General features: G+C 63.0%; 15 protein-coding genes and 1 tRNA gene. 5 read left to right on the top strand and 11 right to left on the bottom strand.

Annotation, left to right across the window (positions count from 1 at the left end; all coding sequences use genetic code 11):
* The first annotated feature begins 2 nt into the window (after positions 1 to 2).
* Positions 3 to 698 (top strand): LysE family translocator, encoded by a 696-nt coding sequence (locus MU521_RS14005; RefSeq protein ID WP_092693302.1) that lies wholly within the window; start codon positions 3 to 5, stop codon positions 696 to 698.
* Here MU521_RS14005 and MU521_RS14010 read toward each other — a convergent pair.
* Positions 695 to 1,426 carry an HD domain-containing protein gene (locus MU521_RS14010; RefSeq protein WP_092693300.1) on the bottom strand — a complete coding sequence of 244 codons (732 nt, stop codon included), beginning with the start codon at positions 1,424 to 1,426 and terminating at the stop codon, positions 695 to 697. The genes MU521_RS14005 and MU521_RS14010 overlap by 4 nt on opposite strands.
* Positions 1,427 to 1,656: 230 nt before the next feature.
* On the opposite strand from MU521_RS14010, the gene MU521_RS14015 reads away from it, so the two are divergent.
* Entirely contained in the window at positions 1,657 to 2,388 is a 732-nt protein-coding gene (locus tag MU521_RS14015; RefSeq protein ID WP_092693299.1) for a GNAT family N-acetyltransferase, read from the top strand.
* On the opposite strand, the gene MU521_RS14020 is transcribed toward MU521_RS14015, so the two are convergent.
* A complete protein-coding gene (locus MU521_RS14020; protein WP_092693297.1) occupies positions 2,379 to 3,044 on the bottom strand; it encodes a DUF502 domain-containing protein in 666 nt (221 codons plus the stop codon). The two genes, MU521_RS14015 and MU521_RS14020, sit on opposite strands and share 10 nt — an antisense overlap.
* Positions 3,045 to 3,118: 74 nt before the next feature.
* On the opposite strand from MU521_RS14020, the gene MU521_RS14025 reads away from it, so the two are divergent.
* A complete protein-coding gene (locus MU521_RS14025) occupies positions 3,119 to 3,634 on the top strand; it encodes a pyridoxamine 5'-phosphate oxidase family protein (RefSeq protein ID WP_092693295.1) in 516 nt (171 codons plus the stop codon).
* Here MU521_RS14025 and MU521_RS14030 read toward each other — a convergent pair.
* The 5 genes from MU521_RS14030 to MU521_RS14050 form a co-directional block, all read right to left on the bottom strand.
* Complete coding sequence (locus MU521_RS14030; protein ID WP_175452887.1) at positions 3,604 to 3,762, bottom strand: hypothetical protein; 159 nt, start codon at positions 3,760 to 3,762, stop codon at positions 3,604 to 3,606. The genes MU521_RS14025 and MU521_RS14030 overlap by 31 nt on opposite strands.
* Positions 3,763 to 3,853: 91 nt before the next feature.
* Positions 3,854 to 3,977: transfer RNA gene (locus MU521_RS14035), tRNA-Gln, on the bottom strand.
* A gap of 27 nt (positions 3,978 to 4,004) precedes the next feature.
* A complete protein-coding gene (locus tag MU521_RS14040; RefSeq protein WP_092693293.1) occupies positions 4,005 to 4,751 on the bottom strand; it encodes an HNH endonuclease in 747 nt (248 codons plus the stop codon).
* A 62-nt stretch (positions 4,752 to 4,813) separates the two neighbouring features.
* The gene (locus MU521_RS14045; RefSeq protein WP_092693291.1) at positions 4,814 to 5,245 is read right to left on the bottom strand and encodes a metal-dependent transcriptional regulator; all 432 of its coding nucleotides are present in this window, start codon (positions 5,243 to 5,245) and stop codon (positions 4,814 to 4,816) included.
* A gap of 31 nt (positions 5,246 to 5,276) precedes the next feature.
* The gene (locus MU521_RS14050) at positions 5,277 to 5,756 is read right to left on the bottom strand and encodes a rubrerythrin (RefSeq protein ID WP_092693513.1); all 480 of its coding nucleotides are present in this window, start codon (positions 5,754 to 5,756) and stop codon (positions 5,277 to 5,279) included.
* 179 nt (positions 5,757 to 5,935) lie between these two features.
* On the opposite strand from MU521_RS14050, the gene MU521_RS14055 reads away from it, so the two are divergent.
* Positions 5,936 to 6,901, top strand: coding sequence for a DUF2332 domain-containing protein (locus MU521_RS14055; RefSeq protein WP_245681190.1), 966 nt, complete (start codon positions 5,936 to 5,938; stop codon positions 6,899 to 6,901).
* A 32-nt stretch (positions 6,902 to 6,933) separates the two neighbouring features.
* Here MU521_RS14055 and sufD read toward each other — a convergent pair whose 3' ends face one another.
* The 3 genes from sufD to MU521_RS14070 are packed head-to-tail and all read right to left on the bottom strand — an operon-like array spanning position 6,934 to position 10,602.
* Positions 6,934 to 8,169 carry a Fe-S cluster assembly protein SufD gene (gene sufD / locus MU521_RS14060; protein WP_092693290.1) on the bottom strand — a complete coding sequence of 412 codons (1,236 nt, stop codon included), beginning with the start codon at positions 8,167 to 8,169 and terminating at the stop codon, positions 6,934 to 6,936.
* 15 nt (positions 8,170 to 8,184) lie between these two features.
* On the bottom strand, positions 8,185 to 9,615 hold the full coding sequence (gene sufB / locus MU521_RS14065; RefSeq protein ID WP_250864806.1) for a Fe-S cluster assembly protein SufB: 1,431 nt from the start codon (positions 9,613 to 9,615) through the stop codon (positions 8,185 to 8,187).
* Positions 9,616 to 9,669: 54 nt separating this feature from the next.
* Positions 9,670 to 10,602, bottom strand: a complete 933-nt coding sequence (locus MU521_RS14070) for an ABC transporter ATP-binding protein (protein WP_092693287.1) — start codon at positions 10,600 to 10,602, stop codon at positions 9,670 to 9,672.
* Between the two features lie 276 nt (positions 10,603 to 10,878).
* Here MU521_RS14070 and MU521_RS14075 point away from each other — a divergent pair, with 276 nt between their 5' ends.
* Complete coding sequence (locus MU521_RS14075; protein WP_175452886.1) at positions 10,879 to 12,606, top strand: sensor histidine kinase; 1,728 nt, start codon at positions 10,879 to 10,881, stop codon at positions 12,604 to 12,606.
* Here the strand turns inward: MU521_RS14075 and MU521_RS14080 are convergent.
* Complete coding sequence (locus tag MU521_RS14080; protein ID WP_092693284.1) at positions 12,599 to 19,213, bottom strand: DNA polymerase domain-containing protein; 6,615 nt, start codon at positions 19,211 to 19,213, stop codon at positions 12,599 to 12,601. The genes MU521_RS14075 and MU521_RS14080 overlap by 8 nt on opposite strands.
* Positions 19,214 to 19,285: the final 72 nt, after the last annotated feature.

Genomic DNA, 19,285 nt, shown 5'->3' on the forward strand with positions numbered 1-19,285 from the left:
GCATGGCAGCCAGTCCCGTCGCGTCGCTCGGTGCCGGCGTCCTGTTCGGCCTGGCGCTGGCGGCACCGCCCGGGCCGATGAACGCCGTCATCGCCGAGGAGAGCGTCCTCCGTGGCTGGCTGGCGGGTTTCACCGCCGGCCTCGGTGCGATGACCGCCGACGCCTGCTTCTTCGCGCTCGCGCTGGCCGGCGTCGTCACGGTCGTCCAGAACGCCCCCACCCTGCGAGCGGCGATGATCCTCGCCGGTGGCGGCCTGATGCTGTACTTCGCGGTCGGGGCCGCGACGAGCGCACAGGCGGCCCTGAGCGTCGACTCGAGGACCGAGACGACCGACGGCGGAATGGGTCGCGGGTTCCGGAAGGCGTTCGTGCTGGCGCTGACCAACCCCTACCAGATCGCGTTCTGGCTGACCGTCGGCGTGGGCCTGCTCGAACCCGGCACCGTGGACATCCTCGAAAAGACGCCCTACATCGGCGCGGAACTGGCGGGGCTGGTCGTCGTCCGGACCGGAAGCCCGCTCCTGCTCGCGGGACTGTTCGGCGGCATCGTCTGCTGGATCGTCGGCTTCCCGGCAGCGCTACGCGCGGCTGGGCGACGGGTCGACCGACTCACGCCGCTGGTCGCCGGCGGGAGCGCGGTGGTGCTGGCCGGGTTCGGCCTCCTCTTCGTGGCCGACGGCCTCGGCGCGCTCCTCTAGTCGTCGATCTCGTCGTCGAGTTCCTTCTCCATGCCGAGGCTCAACTCGGCGTCGGAGTCGCCCATCATGGCCACCTCGGATTCGAGCCACTCCTTGAACCACTTGACGCGTTTGAGCCGCTGGTGGACGACGCTCTCGGCCGTGTCGCTCTCGACGCGGTCGGCGGCGTCCCGACCGCGTTCGAGGACGCGCCCGACCATCTCCGCGGCGTCCATGTGCGTGCGGGACTCGTAGCCCATCCGCAACAGCATCAGCGCCGTGCCGTTCGCGCCGACCTTGTCGAGCAGGTCGGCCTCGATCAGACACTGGGTCTCCAGCGACAGGTCCGAGAGCGGCCCCTGGTAGGAGTGGTCCTCGACCGCGGTACACACCTCGTCGACGAACGACTGGGGGTAGTCGCAGTGGGTGGTCAGGTACTCGCGTGCGATGCGAGCACCCTCCTCGGCGTGGACGTCCTGCTCGGCTTCGAGCTTGGCGATGTCGTGGAAGAGGGCCGCGACGCGGGTCACGTCGACGTTCGCGCCCTCCTCGCGCGCGATGTCGGTCGCCAGCTCGACCACGTTCATGATGTGGTTGAACCGATAGGCCGCCGAGTGCCAGGGATACCACCGCATCCGCCCGCCTTCGTCCTCGTTGACCACGCTCGCTTCGAGGTAGTCGTGGACGAAGACCTGCATCGCCTCGAATTCCGCGTCCGAGACGGGCGACTCCCGTATTTCAACACCCACGGGACCACCTCCGGACGTGACGTTCGCTGTTCATCTTACGGATATAAAAGCGAGTGCGGGTCTTTAGCGTTACGACACTTTGAAATCTACCACACCCCCGAATTCGGCCCCGGGATCCCGGTTCCAGCGCGACGGCACGGACCCCGAACGGTCCGCTCCGGGTCGTGCGCCAACGCCACATCGATACGGTGTGACATGGATTTATGAGAGCCACCGCCGTACTGTAACATATGGAAGTCAGAGCGGCAACTCCTGACGATCAGCAAGCGATCATGGAGATCGCCGAACGGTCGCTGCAAGCGTCCTACACCCTCAGTCCCGGGACCATCGAGGGGACGGTCCACCAGTGGTACGACGACGACGAGTACGCGGAGAAAGTGGATCGGGAAGACATGCTCTTCGTGCTGGCCGAACACGAGGGTGAGCCGGTCGCGTTCACCGAGACCGTGATCCACGACGACGAGACCGGCGCGGACCTGCTGTGGCTCCACGTCCATCCGGACTACCGTGGCGAGGGGATCGGCTCGGATCTGTTCGACGCCGTCCGCGACCGCCTCCGCGAGCAGGGCATCACCCAGCTCCGCGGGCGCGTCCTCTCGATGAACGAAGTCGGCAACACCTTCTACAAACAACGCGGCTTCGAGAAGGTCGGCGAAGGGGAAGTCGAGATCGACGGGAGTCCCTACACCGAGGCGCTCTACCTCGAAGCCGAACCGGAGGGACTCGAACCGCGCACGACCGACGACGGCCAGACGGTGTACATCGACCACGACGACGTGGACAAGGGCTCGGCCGGGCCCTTCCACGTCGTCTACACCGACGAGACCCGCGAGGAGAAGTACGGCTACCACTGCGGGAAGTGCGACTCGCTGGCCAACGCGATGGACGCCATGGGCCGCATCGAGTGCGGTGAGTGTGGCAACAGCCGCAAACCCACGCGCTGGGACGCGGCCTACATGTAATCGGACTTCGGCAGATCGGCCTCGGCCCGTAACTCGGCCATCTCCTCGTCGCTCTCGGCGATCCCGGTCGTCACGAGCAAGCGAACCCCACGACGAACGCTGATGTCGAGTTCGTGAGCCTCGTCCTCGGGCACCATGAGGAAGTGCCCACCCGTGGGGTTGGGGCTGTTCGGCAGGAAGACGTTGTACAACTGTTCGCCGGCCGCGCTCGCGGCTTCTTCGGGGCCGTCACCCGTGACGAACCCGATACTGTAGACCCCGTCGCGCGGATACTCGACCATGACGACGCGCTTGTAGCGGTTCGACCCCTCGGTCAGCGCGTTCGCGACCTGCCTGACACTGGAGTAGACGATGCTGACCAGCGGGACGACGCCGATTCCACGGTCGATCCAGGCGAACACGCGCTGTCCGATCCGGCCCTGCGCGAGATAGCCCAGCAGAACGACGATTCCCGCGATCAGCAGCAGCGCCAGCACCTGCGCGACCGCCTCGATGTTGGCCGTGTACTGGGTCAGCCGCGTCCCCTGCACGACCGGGTCGATCAGCGTCGTCACCCAGCCGACCAGGAACTGCATCGCGACGACGGTCACGACCAGCGGTGCCAGCAGCGCCAGTCCCGCGATGAAACTGTTCCGGAGTACCTGTCGAACTCGCATACCGGACGGTACCGCCGAGCCGAGAAAAGAACCCGCCCCACGCTCATTTCCGTCTGGGGCCCGTCCTACGAGCCGTGACCGACAGCGACCGATCCACCGGGCCCGAGACCGACCGGTCGTGGGACCCCTCCGGCCCCTGGACCCGCGCGGAGGCGGCCGCCTTCCTCACCGACAGTCGCGTCCCGATCCGGCTGAGTTGTCGCACCCCCGGCGGCGGGCTCTGGATGCTCTCGCTGTGGTACGAGTTCCGCGACGACGCCCTCTACTGTGCGACCGCCGCCAGCGCCGACGTGATCGAGTTCCTCGACCACGACCCCGGCGTCGCCTTCGAAGTCTCGGTCAACGACCCACCCTACCGGGGCGTCCGCGGCCAGGGCCAGGCCACCGTCGACCCCGACCCCGAGAAGACCGTCCTGCGGTCGCTCATCGACCGCTATCTCGGCGGCACCGACTCCGAGCTGGCCCAGCGCCTGCTCGACAAGGACCGCGAAGAAGTCAAGATCCGCATCGACCCGACCCGTGTCGCCACCTGGGACTACGCCGACCGAATGGACGACGTTCAGAACTCCGACTCCGAGGACCCCGCGTAGTACCGCAGGAACACGTAAAACAGCGCCACGACCACCAGTCCGGCACCGACCCCGACGACGCCGTCGACGACGGCATGGGGAACGGGGAGTGCCGAGGAACCTGCGTGCGCGAACACCGGGTCGATCATCGTCCTCGACGAGCGATACGGCACCCGGAGATTCAACTGCTTCGGTTCCGGTGGAACGTGTTACAGAAAGAATATATTATTTATTTGGTAGTAGTCCCGGGCGGATTCGAACCGCCGTCCTAGGCTATCCTCGGAATACACCGCCGGGGTGTCACAGTATATACAGGGTGTACTCCTCCAAAGGCCTAGATGATTGGCCACTACACCACGGGACTGCAATACTTCGTTTTGGTTCTGGCGTCTTATGGATTCCGGGATTTCACCATGACACGAAGCACCGATGCCGGGATGTTCTCGTGTTCAGCCAGTCCGTGACAACTCCGGCAGAGCGAGATAACGTTGTCCATAACGTGGGCATCCTGTGGATCGTCGAAATCCCGAACTGGCCTGATGTGATGAACGTCAGGATTACGGCCCATCTCGTCACGGTCTTTACCACAGAAGCGACATTGGTAATCGTCCCGCTCAAGCGCTCGTCTTCGAATTGAGCGCCAGTCACCATTATACACCGCAGTCCCGTCCCCCCACTCGTCGGAGAGCCACGAACTGAGGCAATCGTGGTCACAGAACTTCCGGTCACCATCCCTCGTAAAACAAGGAAGAACCTCGAACTGTTCCCCGCACTGCTTACATTCGCGTGAGACAGGTTCGATGTCGTGGACTTCTGCGTAATGCGTTCCGAGGAATTCGTCCGCTTCCTCGACACACGTCGGGCAGTAGACGCCTTTCTTATCTGACGGGTAGTACTCGAACTCGTCACCACACCGTTCACACTCGGTTTCCTCTTTCGCATCTTTCCAGTTACCGTTGTGTTCGCCGGCGTTGGGATTGCAGTCGTCGCAGTACGTCAGGCGGGCCTTTGGATCGTAAAACTCCGCCCCACAACCGGCACACTCCCGGTTTGGGAGTGGATCGTCGTGGACCTTCGTGTGGTGTTGTTTGACGCCACGTTCAGTTGTGAGTGACTTACCACAGGTCGGACACTCCATGGAAAGCCGTTCGGCCGACGGTTGCAAATATGCAAGCCAGCCGGAGTGAAAGTAAAAGTAGTTCAGTCCGCCGGATCGGGTTCGACTTCAAGCAGTTTGCAGGCGTCGTTTTCGGGGTCGAAGCAGTCCGGACACTGCGGGGCCCGGTCGATGATCGTGTCGAGGCGGTCGGCGACGGTCTCGTCGATGACGGGTTCGAGTTGCTTGGCCTCGGTGCGGAACTCCTCGACTTCGAGGACTTCCAGCAGGAACCGCTCGATGATACAGTAGGTCTGGAGCGCGTCCCGGGCGCGGACGATGCCCTCGTCGGTGAGGGTGACGCCCTTGTACTTCTCGTGTTCGAGCAGGTCCTGCTCCTCGAGTTTGCCGATCATCTCGTTGGCGCTCGCGGGGCTCACGTCGAGCATGTCGGCGACGCGGCCGGTCGAGGCCGGGCCGTCCTCCTCTTGCTGGACGAGATAGATCGCCTTCAGATACTGGTCGGACGTGTTCACGCGAGACCCCCTCCGTACGGATAGCTCCCAGTCATTCTCGTTTCTCCATGAGTTCGGTGACCTCTTCGACCCCTTCGGCTTCTTCCTCCCGGATGGACGACAGCGTCTCGATCAGTTGCGCCCGGTCGACGCTGAGTGCCGCGTCGGAGTCCTCGATGGCCGCGATGAGGTCGTCGTAGAACTTGTAGGCCGTCTCCTCGTTACACAGCTGGTCGTAGAGGACGCCGTCGAAGTCCGCCTCGGACTCGTACTGGGCCCTGACCAGCCCCTTGATCTCCTCGAACGGGATCGTGTCGGCTTCGAGGTCGTCGATCAGATCCTCGAGTTGCTCGCGGTGGCCGGCCGACTCCTCGGCGGCCTCGGCGAGCAACGCCTCCAGTTCCGGGTCGTCGACCTCCATCGTCCGGGCGTGTTCGCCCGCTCGCGCCTCCACGACCTCCTCGAGGACGACGCCGATCTGCAGTAACCGCGCCAGCTGGTGGTCGCTGGACACCGGTTGCTGGACGCTCACAGCGACCACCGCCAGCGGCATCGACTCTGTCCCGCCTGCATACCCAGGAATCGGGGAGGCGGGAACTTAAGCCGTTCCCTCGGGACCGACACCGCTAAACGGCCGCTGTGGGACCAGCGACCATGCCCCGCGCCGACGAGTTCCACGACTGCGCCGACTGGGCGAGCGACTAGTCCCCGTTGTACGAGCGACTGTGCCGCGCCGCCGCAGACGACGATGCCCTCCTCGACCTCGCCGCGACGGCCCCGCCGAGTCAGCCCGCCCCGAACCTCCTGCTCGGTGCCGTCCACGACCTCCTTCTCTCCGGTGTCGACCACCAGCTGGCCGACTTCTATCCCACCTGTGCCGACGACCCCGCCGATCCGACCGAGCGCGATCCATTTCCAGCGTTCGAGGCGTTCTGTCGCGACCACCGCGAGGCGATCCGCGAGCGCCTCGGCGATCGATTGGTCCAGACCAACGACGTGGGCCGGTCGGCCGTCCTCTATCCGGCTTTCGCTCGCGTCGCCGGCGCCGACGGCGGCCCCCTCGCCCTCGTCGAACTCGGGGCCAGCGCCGGGCTGAACCTGCTTTGGGACCGGTACCGCTACGAGTTCGACGAGCGCGTCGTCGGCGACTCCGACTCTCCGGTTTGCATCGAGACCACCGTCCGGGACGGGACGCCGCCACTGCCCGACGAACCGCCGACCGTCGCAGAGCGGTGGGGTGTCGACCTGAATCCCCTCGACGTGACGGGCGACGCCGACGCCCGCTGGCTCCGAGCGTTGGTCCTGCCGAACCAGCACCGACGGCACGAACGACTGGCCGCCGCGCTGGACCTGGCCGCCGACGATCCCCCCGAACTCGTGGCCGGTGACGCCGCCGAGGTCCTGCCCGACCGCCTCGGCGACGCACCGACGGACGCGACGCTCGTCGTGTTCAGTACCATCGCGCTCTACCAGTTCCCCGACGAGGCCGTGACAGCCGTCCGGGAGACACTGGCCGAGGCCAGCCACGACCGCCCCGTCCACTGGCTCTCGGGCGATCCGGCGACGCCGCCCAGCGATCCGACCTACCGACACGTCCGCTTCGAGGACGGCACGGCCGAAACCGCAGAGATCGCCGAATTCGAGGCTTACGGGAGCTGGCTCTCCTGGCTGGCGTGACGTAAAAAGACGAGACCGCGAACCAGCAGTTCCTACTCGCGCAGTCGGTGCGCGATCAGGTCCGCGAGGTCCTCGCGGAACTCGTCGACCGCGACCTCGGAGAGGACGGGCTCGAAGAAGCCCTCGACCAGCATGTTCTCGGCGACCTGCTCGGGGATCGACCGGGAGGTCATGTAGAACATGTCCTCGGCGTCGACCTGTCCGACCGTCGCAGAGTGGCTGGCCTCGGTGTCGTGGTTGTTGATGATCAGCTTCGGGGAGGCGTCGGCCTCGCTCTCGTCGCTCAGCATCAGCGTGTTCTCGCGCTGGTAGGAGTTGGTGTCCCAGGCGTCCTGACCCACGTCTTGGACGCCCTCGTAGACCGAGCGGGCGGTGTCGTCCAGCACACCGCGGGTCACGAGATCGGCAGTCGTGTGTTCGGCCTCGTGCCAGACCCGCGACCCGAGATCGAAGTGCTGGTCCTCGTGGCCGAAGAAGGCACCGACGATCTTACTCTCGGAGCTGTCACCGAGCAGGCGGGTCTCGACGCTGGTCTTGGTCAGGCGCGACCCGATGTTGCCCTCGATCCAGTTGACCGTGGCGTACTGATCGGTGTGGCCGCGCTTGACCTGGTAGTTGTAGGTGTCTTCGTCCAGATTCTGGAGCGCACCGTACTGGACGTGGGCGTTCTCGTCGGCGACGGCTTCGACGACGCCGCTGTAGTAGCGCCCGCTCGCATCCGAGGTCGCTGACGCGACCTCGCTGTCCTCGCCGGTCTCCTGCCGTTCGAGGATGGTGACCGACGCGGACTCCTCGGCGACCACGAGCGTGTAGTTGAACAGCGCCCGGCTGTTCATCCGGGTCCGGATCTTCACGTCCTCGGCGTCGACGCCTTCGGGGACGTAGACGACCGTCCCGGCCGAGAACAGCGCCGTCGACAGCGCGGTGAGGTAGTTGCGCTGGGGATCGACGACACTGCCGAACTGTTCTTCAATCAGGTCGCCGTGTTCGTCCAGCGCCTCGGACCAGGAGAGCACGTCGACGCCGTCGGCGTCCACGCGGTCTTTCTCCTGAGCCATCTCGAGGGGGTCGACGAAGCTCTCGTAGTCGAGGGCGTCGAGGTTCGTCCACTCCCGGCCCGGCGTCTGGATGACCGCGGGCATGTCGAGGTCTTCGAGCGCGTCGAGCGCGTCGAGTCGCGTCTCCAGCAGCCACTCGGGCTCGTCGAGCTGTTCGCTGATCTCCGCTACCTGCTCCTCCGTGAGGTTTGCGTGTACCTGCGTACTCATAGTGGAATCCGGGGATTACCCGAGCGAGCCCTCCATCTCCAGTTCGATGAGGCGGTTGAGTTCCACCGCGTACTCGATGGGCAACTCCTCCGTGATCGGCTCGATGAAGCCAGCGACGATCATCTGCTTGGCGTCGTCGTCGTCTAGCCCGCGCGTCTCCAGGTAGAACACGTCCTCGTCGCCGATCTTCCCGACCGTCGCCTCGTGGGCCACGTCGACCTTGTTCTCCTGGATCTCCATGTACGGCATCGTGTCGCTGGTCGACTCGTTGTCGAACATCAGCGCGTCACACTCCACCGACGTGGAGGAGTTCTCCGCGCCGTCTGCCATGTGGACCAGGCCGCGGTAGTTCGTCCGGCCGCCGTCCTTGCTGATCGACTTGGACTCGATAGTCGACTTCGTGTCCGGCGCGTTGTGGTAGACCTTCGCGCCGGTGTCGATGTTCTGTCCTTCGCCAGCCATGGCGATCGTGATGTGGTTGTCCGTCGCGCCCGGGCCCTTCAGGATCGTCGACGGGTACAGCATCGTCGCTTTCGACCCCATCGACCCCGACACCCACTCCATCGTCGCGTCCTTTTCGGCGATGGCGCGCTTGGTGTTGAGGTTGTAGGTGTTCTTCGACCAGTTCTGCACCGTCGAGTACTGGACGTGGGCGTTCTCCTTGACGAACACTTCGACCCCGCCGCTGTGGAGGTTAAAGGCCGAGTACTTCGGCGCGGAACAGCCCTCGATGTAGTGGACTTCGGAGTTCTCCTCGGCGATGATCAGCGTGTGCTCGAACTGGCCCATCCCGTCGGAGTTCATCCGGAAGTACGCCTGCACGGGCATATCGACCGTGGTGTCTTCGGGGACGTAGACGAAGCTCCCGCCCGACCAGATCGCGCCGTGCAGCGCCGCGAACTTGTTGTCGCTGGGCGGCACCGCTTTGGTCATGAAGTACTCTTTGACGATCTCTTCGTGCTCTTGGACGGCCTTGTCCATGTCACAGAAGATGACGCCCTTGTCCTCCCAGCGCTCCTGCATGTTCTGGTAGACGATCTCCGATTCGTACTGGGCGCCGACGCCCGAGAGGGCGTTCTTTTCGGCCTCGGGAATGCCCAGTTTGTCGAAGGTATCCTGGATCTCGTCGGGGAGGTCCTCCCAGTTCTCGGCGCCCCCGCGCGTCTCGATGTCCGGGCGGATGTAGGGAACGATTTCGTCGACGTCGACCTCGCTCAGGTCGGGCGCGCCCGGCCAGTCGTCGGGCATCGGCATCTCCTGGAACTGCTCGAGCGCACGGAGTCGCCGGTCGAGCATCCACTGCGGTTCGTCCTTGTCCTCACTGATGACACGGATGGTCTCCTCGGTGAGGCCCTTCTCTGCCTCGAAAGCCGAGTTCTCCTCTTTCTTGAACTCGAAGCGCTTCTCCGTGTCCGTCTCTCTGAGATGGTCTTGATCTGAACTCATTGGTGATGTTGGTTTATTTCTCTAGCTATATTAGCCTGTGCTAGCCCTGCACGGTTACGCGGTTTCGAAGAACTCCTCGCGCACCCAGTCGTACCCCTTGTCCTCGAGTTCCTCGGCCAGTTCGGCGTCGCCGGACTTGGCGATCTGGCCATCCAACATTACGTGGACGTGATCGGGTTCGACGTAGTCGAGGATACGCTGATAGTGGGTGATCTGGAGGATACCAGCGCCCTGCTCGTCGCGGAGGGCGTTGATACCGTTGGATACGTCCTGCAGGCGGTCGATGTCCAGCCCGGAGTCGATTTCGTCCAGCACCGCGATCGAGGGCTCCAGGATCGCGGCCTGGAGGACCTCGTTCTGTTTTTTCTCCCCGCCGGAGAAGCCGGCGTTGAGGTACCGCTGGGCGAAGCTCTCGTCCATGTCCAGCAGTTCCATCTTCTCCTGCAGTATCTCCTGGAATTCGGCGACACCGATGTCGCCTTCTTCGGGGTCGCCTTCCATCGGGGACGTGTCGTAGCCGGCCGCGTCCTCGTTGGTGTCGTCGGCGTCGGCTTCCTCGTCTTCGTCGTCCTCCTCGAACAGCTCCTCGCGCTCCTCGAGTTTGGCGTTCAGCGCCGTCCGAAGGAAGTTGACCATCGTGACGCCCTCGATCTCCGCAGGGTACTGGAAGGCCAGGAAGATACCGAGCGCCGCGCGCTCGTTGGGTTCCAGCTCCAGAAGGTTCCACGTACGGAGGTCCTCGGGAACCTCCTCGTCGAGGTCGTCGAACTCGTCGTCCTCGATGTGCAACAGGACTTCACCGTCGGTCACTTCGTAGGCCGGGTGGCCGGCGATGATCTTCGCGGTCGTCGATTTCCCACTGCCGTTTGGACCCATCAGCGCGTGGATCTCGCCGGATTCGACTTCGAGATCGACCCCGCGCAGGATCTGCTCGCCGCCCTCCTCGGCAACTTCAGCGTGTAGGTTGGATATTTCGAGTGTTGCCATTGTTTAGGGACACCTAAGTCGTCTCAAACTCCGTGCGAGACGTTCATAATACTTTCGCATTCACCCAGTTAGGATTTCGTCAATGGAAAATTTGATTTCGTAATCTGGAAAAGCAGATGTCCCCGTGGCGATGGCGGCCGTCACTCACGACCCCTGTGATGGGCCGGCATGACGGAGGCAGTGGCCACAGAACCGACGGCCGACACCTGTTTTCGCCAGCAGTCACGTGAAATGCCCACAACATTCATGCCCCGTAACTGAGTAGTTCTGATGGAAATGCTGCAGTTCAGTTGGCTCCTCTTGCCGCTCGTCTTCCCGCTTCTCGTCGCCGTTCCAACGATTCTCGTGATCGTCAGGAACTTCGAAAACCCCCGCCTGTCGCCGATCCCGCCTCTCGTGTTGATCGTCGCGGTCTCGCTGTGGTGTCTCAGCGACGCGGCGCGGCTCGCGGTCACCGACATCGACGCGAAACTCGCGCTGTACCCCGGCTACTACCTGATGGGGACCGTCGTCGTAGTCTCGCTGTTCGTCTTCGCCGCCGACTACACCGAGCGGTCTGCCTGGTTCCGGCCGAGCCGGCTCGGACTCGTCACCGCCCCGCTGTTGGTCTCGACCGGCCTCGAAGTCACGAACTTCCGCTCGTGGACGATTCAGTCGGCGACCACCGTCACCCGCAACGGCACCGTCGTCGCCGACGTGACCTGGGGCCCCATGTTCTACCTCCACCACGGCCTCGCCTACTGCTTCGTCGCCGGCGCCGCGTTCATGTTCCTCACCTACGAGACGACCAACCGTCACTATCGCGGCCAGGTGTGGTCCATCGTCGGCGCACTCACCATCCCGTGGTTCCTCAACGTGGCCTATCTCACCGACCTGACCGCGTTCAACTACACGAGCATCGGCTTCGCCGCCGCCCTCCCCATCGGCGTGTTGATGGTCTTTCGCTACCGCATCCTCCGTCTCATCCCGGTCGCCCGCTCGTCGGTCGTCGAGGAGATGGACACCGGCTACCTCGTGCTGGACCGCGGTGACGTAGTCGTCGACGTCAACGACCGTGCAGCGGAGTTGCTCGGGATCGACCCAGAACGACTACTCGGCTGTGATCGGGGCGTCCTCGAATCGACCTTCCCGCAGATCGAAACTGCCTTCGAAGGCGACGACGGCTTCAACACCCTCACGCGGGTGGAAGACGGCGAGGAACGCTACTACAACGTCGAAACGTCGGCCCTCGGCCCCGGCGACGACGGGACGGCACCGGACACCGGGTCGGTCGTCCTCTTCCAGGACGTGACCGCACAGATCGAGGCACGACGACAGCTCCGCGATCAGAAAGAACGCCTCGAAGAACAGAACGAACGGTTGGAGGAATTCGCCAGTATCCTCTCGCACGACCTCCGTAACCCGCTCTCGGTGGCGGACGGCCGCCTCGAACTCGCTCGCGACGAGTACGACAGCGTCCACATGGCGAAGATCGCCGAAGCTCACGAGCGAATGGACGAACTCATCTCGGACGCGCTCGCGCTGGCCCGACAGGGACAGGCCGTCCTGAACCGCGAGCCAGTGTCGCTCGAACGAGTCTGTCGGTCCGCGTGGGAGAACGTCGACACCCGGTCGGCGACCGTCGAAATCACGACGGCCCGAACCGTCTCGGCCGACGACTCACAGCTCACCCAGCTGTTCGAGAACCTCTTTCGCAACGCGGTCGAACACGGTGGCCCGGACGTGACCGTCACGGTCGGCGATTTCGAGGACGGTTTTTTCGTCGCCGACGACGGTCCCGGCATCCCCGCGGATCAGCGCGACGACATCTTCGAGAAGGGGTTCACGACCAGCGAGTCCGGGACGGGGTTCGGGCTCAGCATCGTCCAGTCCATCGCCGAGGCCCACGACTGGGAAATAACCGTCACCGAGGCCGAGACGGGGGGCGCATGCTTCGAGTTCGCGGACCGCTCCGACACGGACGACGCCAGCGTCGACGTCGAGTCGGTCGCCAACGCTACATGAAGTTCCCGAGGCCGGTCTGTTCCTGCCCGCTCTTGACCTCGTCCCAGGAGATGTCCAGCGCCTCCAGAATCCGCTCGATTGGCCCTTTGAGTGTCTTGTCGAGCATCTTCTCCCAGTCGACCTCGAACTCCTCGGGCACCTGATCCTCGTACTCGAAACAGATCACGTCCGGGTCGCGCCGGAACTCACCGTACAGCGGATCCGTCGAGGGGTCCAGTCCGTGTTCGGCCTCCACCTTGTCCCAGAAGTCCGAGTGCACCCGGTCGAGGTAGAGTCGCTTGGGTTTCGACCCCGAGGAGAAGTTCGTCCCCAGCAGGAGGTTGGCGTACTTCGCGCCGCGGACCTGCGCGGTATCGGTGTCGTAGTTGTCCAGTTTCTTCCCGATTCCGCCGGGGATGGCGATGTCGTCCAGACTCAACTGGCCGGCCTCGAAGTCCTGGATGACTTCGTGGACGTAGTCTTTGATGTCCTCCGTGTCCGCGCCTTTCACGATGCGGTCGATCACTTCCTTCTGGACTTCCTTGGTGATCGGCGCGATGTCTGAGCGCTGGTACTCGAAGCCCGTGATGTCGATGTCGTCGACATCTTTGCCCTCCTTCCAGACAATGTGGCCGGCGTAACGTTTCTTCTTGCCCGCCTGGAAGAACCGTCGGTAGAGCTTCTCGAACTCGATCTCGAACCGATGGAACTCCGCGTTGAGCTGTTCGAGCGCGAAGTCGTCGTACGATTCGTTGATGACTTCTTCGAGTTCGAATCCCTTCTGGATCGTCGCGGCGATGGTCCGGAGTTCTTCGTCGCCCATCTCCGGGTGTTTCTCTCGCATCTCGTCGGTGACTTCGACCTCGCCCTCTACGTCGTCGGGACTGACGCTCCCGAGTTCGAGCATGACGGAGTCGGTGTCGCCGTATACAGCCTTGTACCCTTCGTTTTCGACGACCTTGTCAGTGTACTCGATGACATCTCTGCCGGTCGCCGTCACCGCCGCGCCCATCTCCTTGTCGTACAGTCGGAAGCGATCCCACCCCAGCACGCCGTAGAGCGACTGCCCGACGAACTGGAGTTTGCCGTTTCGACCGGCCATGAGCGTGTGGTTGTCTTCGACCGTGACACAGTACACACCGTCGTCGGCGGTCGAACGTTCGCTGCTTCGGTGCATCCGGAGCGTGTTCTTGCTGTCCTCTGTGACGTAGATGCGGTATGCGCCGCTGTCCTCGTTGAAACTGGCCGTGAGACCGAGGTGGGTACAGAGCCGAAGCACGTCGTCGCGAAGTCGCTCGCTAGCGGTGCTGTACCGCCAGGAATTCTCTTGCCGGTCGCCGTCGCCGTCGATGAGCGTGTCGAGGAACCGCCGTTTCTGGCGCTGGCTGCACTCGAAGACGAACTCCGGAATCCGCTTCTCGAAGCTGTCCGTTCCACAGAGTCGTTCGAGGAAATCGCCGAGGAGTCTGGAGGTGAACTGGTAACTCCGGTCGTCGACGTAGTAGTCGAACCCCATCCGGTCCAGCAAATCACCGATCCCATCGTGGTGGGACTCACCGCCATCGGCGATGGCCTCCTGTGCGATCTTGATTGTCGTCGCCGAACCACGGACCTTCTCTCCGAACTCTTTGGTTTCGGACGTGTAGACGTTCCCCTCGGTAATGTACCACGCCAGCAGGTCGAGGAAGTCATCACCGTCGAACGTCCGTGGAATCCACTTCCGACCGGATTCGGCGTGGACGTACGTTCGCTCGGCGACGGACTCGATATACTCACGGTTGGCCTCGAACTCACCGGGGCCGAACACGTAGCCCTCCTCCCCGATGTCGTTTTTCAGTACTTTGTCCGGGTAGTAGCCGATTTCGGCGGCGAACGTGTGTCCGTGAACCTCGGGTCTGACCCACACCTCGTACTCGTCGAGGTACTCGGTGAGGTCTACCTCGTCGAGGTACTCGCCGTCGGGTCCGTCCCAGTCGTGGGGAAGTTCGTAGTTCGTCGCGTCGTCCAGGTCACCGGCTTCGACGAAGTCGTACTCGTCTTCGGTGATCCCGTTCGTCTCGTTCTTCCGGACGAGCATCCGGTGGTTCGGCGTCACGCTGAAGTCGATCTTGTTCGTCTCGATGTCGACCAGATCACCCCGATAGTCGGGATATGCGTGCGTCTCGACGACCGGTTTGACCTCCATCTCCATCGTATCTGGGTCCAGCGAATACACCTCGTCACCAACGTCGAGGTCCCGGATGTTGCGAACGCCGTCGGGCGTTAGCACGTCGGTGTCCGGCGTGAAGCAGTTCATGATCACCTTCACGGCGGCCTGCTGCCGGTCGAACTGTTCGTACTCGCTGGAGTCGGGATCGTGGTCGTTCCGCAGGGATTTCTTCTCCTCGCGCTCGGAGAGCAGTTCGTCGACCATCTCCCGGATGACGCCGTCGGGCTCCTTCCGGAAGTGCTGGCCGTTCGGGGCGCGGAATGTGTCACCCTCGTAGGCATCGGGGTCGACCTTGGTCTCGGGGGATGCGTTAATCGTCACCATGCACATCGGATAGAGCGACTGCCCGATCCACTGGAAGTTCCCGTTCCGGCCGGCGAGGACGACGTGGTTGTCCTCGGCGGTGATACAGTGGACGTTGCCGTCGTGTTCTTCGACGGTCGCGTTCGTCGACTTCTTGAACGAGCCTCGCTTGCCGACGGAGACGTACCAGGTTCCGTCCGACTGTTTCGAGACGGTCGGTTTGTGACCACAGCGAACGGCGACGGTTGCGAATCCGTCTTTGAGAGCTTCGCTTTTCGTCCAGAACTTTCCGAGTCCAGAGTCCGCCCGACTCCCGTCGCCGCGGATCATCGTGTTCAGGAGAACCGCCAGAAGTTCGCCGTCCAGTTCGAACACCCACTCTGGGAGCCGCTTCTCGCTGTATCCCTTTCCACAGTTCTCGACGAACCAGTCGAGCAGATACGCGTTGGAGACGTTGACGCCACGATCATCGACACTGTGATTGATGCCCATCTCGTCGAGCAGACGACGGATAGCCTGCCGCTCGGAACCCTCGTCCTGATGGATCGTGATGCGTCGGTTGGCCTCGTCTGCACTCCCTTCGGTGACGTACCAGCCGACGAGTTCGAGCCAGTTGGACATCTCGAAAGAGAGTGGCGTCTCCCGATGTTGTGCCTCGTACTTGAGAGACACTTCGTCGGCGTGTGCCTCGATAGCGTCGCGGTGTTCCTGGTAGACCGACAGCGGAATCAGATACTTGCCGACTTTTTTCTGGAGTCCCATTGCTTCGGAAGAGCCACGGATCAGGTCGAGTGAGTCCGTGACCTGCTCAGGCATTCGGTGGCGGAACGTCCGGAGGTCGTCCTCGTAGTACGCGACGACGTGACCACCGTCTACTTCGTCGATCAGGTCGAAGGTCTCCGGAGAACGGCCCGACATCGATTCGTGCTGGGGGAAGGCGTACCGCTCGTAGTCGGGAATATCCCGGTACTCGTCGAACTCGAAGTCGGCTGGGTCCTGCTCGTCCCAGCCGCGTTCCTTCGAGTAGAGCATTCGGTGGTTCTCGGTGATCTTGAAATCGTGCGTGTTGCCCGAGAGATGGTGGAGTTCGCCGAATTTGTTCTCGTACTCGTGGGTTTCCGCGACCGGCTTGACCTCACACTCGAACGTCTCGGGGTTCAGCGTGTACACGTCCTCCCCCTCGTCTATCTCGGTGATGTTCCTGGGCCCGTCGGGTGTGAGAACATCGGTGTCCGCACTGAAACACTTCAGGTCCAGTACCGTCACCATCTCCCGCACGCCGGTGATGGGGTCGAAGACCGCGCCGCCCTCGTAGTCCTCGGCGTCGTGCTGACCCTTCGAGGGGAGTACCAGGTTGCCGTGGAGTTTGTGGAGGACGTACATGTCGACGGCGTCGCCGGGCGTGGTGGCGTCTTCGAGTTTACAGCCGACGAAGGAGGCGACCTCCTGCCAGAAGGGGATGATCTCCTGTTGCTCGTTCAGCTCCACGCAGAGTTCCACGTCCCGGAGGTTGTACTCCAGCAGGCGCTCGGGGTCGTCCTCCCAGAGGTCGCCGATGTCGCCCGGATAGCGCTCCTTGCCGACGCCTAGTTCCTGTTCGCCGACGGCGTCCAGGCGGTAGGAGTCGAGTTCGGTGAACTTCGTGCGCTGGTAGGCGTAGAGCAGGTCGAAGACGACGCGTCCCTTGATGTTGGGGCCCTGCCAGTTGTTGCGCCAGACCTCGTTCACGCGGGAGAGCCGTTCGGCCGAGAGGTCGTAGTCGTGGTGTGGCCCCTGGAGTTCTTCGAGTCGGTCGAGCAGGTAGGGAACGTCGAAATCGTCGCAGTTGTGGACGAGACAGTTGTCGGCGACGAAATTGTGCGTCGTCGTTTCGATGTCGTACGTCGTTTCAGTCCCCGTGACATTCACGTCTTCTACAGCTACGAAGACGTATTCCTCCCACTGTTCGCTGGTGGTCTCGTGGCGTTTCAGGTTGATACCTCGTCGATGTTTATCTCGACCGATGCGCTTCTCGTCACTCCCCGTCTCAGCCTCGAACAGCGCATAGGGAACGGTCTCACTCTGACCGCTCTTCCCGCCTTCGAGGGCCTCGATCGCCTCGACTTTTTCGGGATGGTTCATATGGGGAAGAATGTCCCGCTGCACTCGATTCAGGTCACGCTCCGCGTCCGGGACACGAACGATGTTCTCGCGCTGCTGCGCGTATATTCCGAGACGCCGGAACAGTTTGGTGTACCACTCCCCGATGGAACGGTTTTCCGCGGCAACGACTACGGACGACGAGACACTCCCGTCCCCGTCGATGACGCCAGCGAGGAATCGAGCAACGTACTCTTCAGGGAGTTCGTACACCTGCGAGAGGTCGACATCAGCTTCGTTCTTGTCACCCAAGGGGATTCCGAGCCCGTTGAATACGTGCATCCTCGCCCAGTCGAGGACATCCTGCTTGTAACAACCCTTCCCGTCGGGTTGGAGGGCGGTATCACCGGGGAACTGCTCGTGCAACTCCTCGCGGGTGTTGTAGAACCGAATCCCATCATCAGTCGACATCGTCCCGTCCGTGAGGACGAGTCCGGCAAGGTAGACTTCGGTTTCGGAGATCTCGCGGTCCAGTTCGATACCGTTACGCCGATATTCACGACCTCCATCCGGCAGTGGAACTTCGTATGTGTCCGCTGCGGTCCGACAACGTTCGGGAGTCCAAACGTCAGTTTTCGGATGATACAGTGTCTCTTTCGTCACTTCGAACTCGTCGGCGAGTTCGGTGACCGCTCCGTGCGGGAGTGCAGACTTGAATTCTTTTACTTGTGTTTTATCGATGAAACGCTGGTTCTCGGTCGGGACGAGTTCCGACAAGGCCGGAATGGTTGGAGAATCGATATTCAGTTTCCGAGGCTTGAGAACGTAGTCCCCCGGTTCCACGTCGTTACCTCGCTTCCAGTCGACCCGTTCGTCGTCACCGATCATGATCCGGTGGTCGCCAGACGAACGGAGCGACGTTCCGTCGGCGAGGTCGAACTCGAGAACCTCTTTCTCGCTTTCCCACTTGTTCGTCACTTCTGCCACTGCGGTCTGCTGTTGATCGTTGCCAACCACTTCGTCGCCAACCTGAACGTCCTGTATCTCTCGGACTGTCCCGTCAGCCATCGAAACCTCGCTGTCAGCCGGAAGACAGTTCCAGCCAGTGACGAGATCTGGATCGGTGTCTTGGACGAGGTAGTCCACGAACGCTTCGAGCATCGCCTCCTCTTCCTCGAAGACGCGCACGTCGGCCTCGAAGTCGTCCTCGATGGGGTCGTAGGCGGCCAGGGCCTCGGGCGGATCGATGCCCTCGTCGGCGTCGAACAGCCACGTGATGTACTCGTCGTCGTAGGAGTCGTGGGAGGTGAGACAGACGATCTTCTCCTCGCCGTCCTCGGGGAACCCCTGGCGGTCGTCGACCTCGATGTCGAAGGTGTTGACGCGGGGCTGGGCGCTTGCGTCGACGGCTTCGATCTCCTCGTGGGGCACCCGGATCGGTTCGTCCGCGGCCTCGCGGCGGACGGGCACGCGCACGCCACTGGTGATGTCCTTGTCGATGAGCAGGCGGTTGGGAAAGAGGATGTCCGCCTCGTAGTGATCGTACTCGTCGCGCATCTGGCCCACGTCCCGGGGTGTCTGGCCGAAGATTTTGGTCAGGCGCTCGCCCCGGATCGACTCGTAGGGCTCGCCGTCCTCGTCTTCCTCCTCCCAGCCGGTGATGCGGTCGCGCTGGAGGTCCGCGTCGGTGAGCGAGTCGGTCGGCGCGTAGAAGTAGGGTCTGAACTCGTAGACTTCGACGTGGACCAGTTCCTCGGCGCCGGGCGTGCGGCCGAACAGGTGGACGACTGGGAACTCGTCGTCGCCACGGCCCTCGACGGTGTAGTCGATCTGTGTCACCGCGAAGGTCACGTACTCGTCGGCATCGGGATAGCGGATGTCGTCGAGGTCGACGATCTCGAAGGTGTCGCCGCCGTTTCCCGCGACGGCCGCGGCTTCGGCGGCGGCGTCTCGCTCGTCGCCCTCACCTGTATCGCTCCTCGTCCCGTCCTCGAACGCAGAGAGACCTGTCTGTGTTCCGTCCCCGGTCTCGTCCATACTGTCCACCCGTTCGAGACCCCCGATTAAAATCCCGACGGTCCCCGCGTTTCGAGCCGCGACTGGAACACA

It is taken from the genome of Halorientalis regularis (assembly GCF_023698535.1).
GTDB lineage: Archaea > Halobacteriota > Halobacteria > Halobacteriales > Haloarculaceae > Halorientalis > Halorientalis regularis.